Genomic DNA, 1,398 nt, shown 5'->3' on the forward strand with positions numbered 1-1,398 from the left:
TTGCTCCCGCAGTGCGTATCGATGTCGTACGGATATGGCTTGTGCTGTTTGGGCTTGGACGGACCTTCCCGCCACTTGTCCTTCGCAACAGTGCGGGCTGGCAGGGTGGGGCCGGTGTACCCCTCGTCGCCCGGGTTGTCGGACGAGGACGAGCACCCGGAGAGCAACAGCCCAGCGCTCAGGAGTAGGACGGCGACTTGGCGCGATACGTTCACGCACCTTAGACGCTGCAGGTACGTGTTCCGTTGTCCTCTCCGGAATGATCCGCGGCGGCGACCCCCAATCCGCCCCCACGGGTCGACGAAGCTCATAGGGCCCCCTGCCGCAGAGCGCGAGGTCGATGGGCAACCGGTTCTACAGGTCTCCGGCCGCGAGGCGCTTGTCTCGCAGTCGGGGCATGGCGGTGCGGCCCCCTGGGCTTCGACGCCGCCCTGGGCGACATCGTGTAGGGCGGCCGCCCCCACTGCTCGCCATCGAGCGGCCCCCTGTCTGTCCCGCCGCCGGTCGCCTCCAAGCACCCGGCGGCGAGAGTCTTCAGTCGGCGTCTCGCCGGGTCGGCGCGGCCAGCTCGTCCCGGCGCGCACCCCGTCGCGGAGCTCCCCGCTGTAGAAATGCCGGTGCTCGCCGTGGTGGCCGGCCGGCAGGGTGCAACGCCGTGCGCCTTCGGGCTGCCGGATGAAGCAGACGCCGGGAATCTCCACGTGCTCCTGCACCGTCTTGCGCTGGGCGCTCACCGCCGTGCCGGCCGCATCACGAGGCGCAGCCACGTGCCGTGGGGGCACAGAGCTGGGTCGTCGGTGCACTGTTCGCAGGTCTGCGTGTGGTCGAGCTGTACGGGATAGACGTGGCGCATCGCGCAGGGTCGGCAGCCGCGAGGAAACCAGCGGGCTGCGGTGCCGTGGGCGTCCGTCTCTCGCGCGTCGAGATCGATAGCTGTGGAGTTGCTGAGGGCGACGACGCACCTTACGCAGGCCCTGCCGCGCACTTGCGGTTCGGACAGGCCGCCAGGGGCTGGAACGTGGATGGGCGGCGTCTCAAGGGTGTTGCTCGGTCCGGTTCCCGCGCCGGACGCTCGACCCGTGATCTCGGCCATGTCGACTCCTGTTGGTCGGCCGGCCCCGGGGCCGTTCACGCGGTTGCCGGGGCGCTGTACGACTCATGGAATCGGCGCGCTACTCAGGGTGACAGTGGCGGGGCGTCCTAGTTTCGCGACGCTATGCGTCGACCCCCAGGAACTCGGCCAACGGCCGCAGCCCTGCAGGGTGGTTGGGCAGCGCCCACAGGTCGCGCACGATGGCTACTGCCAGGGTGTGATGCTGCATCCAGGTCGGCGCCACCCGGCGCAGTGACTCCAGGGCCTTCACCGCCCCCTGCGCGTCGCCCAGATCTGTATGGGCT

General features: G+C 69.8%; 2 pseudogenes. Both read right to left on the reverse strand.

Annotation, left to right across the window (positions count from 1 at the left end):
• A pseudogene (locus ACWFR4_RS48955) lies at positions 1 to 215 on the reverse strand (hypothetical protein); the annotation flags it as partial.
• 999 nt (positions 216 to 1,214) lie between these two features.
• A pseudogene (locus ACWFR4_RS48960) lies at positions 1,215 to 1,398 on the reverse strand (transcriptional regulator); the annotation flags it as partial.

Source organism: Streptomyces sp. NPDC055140 (assembly GCF_053607285.1).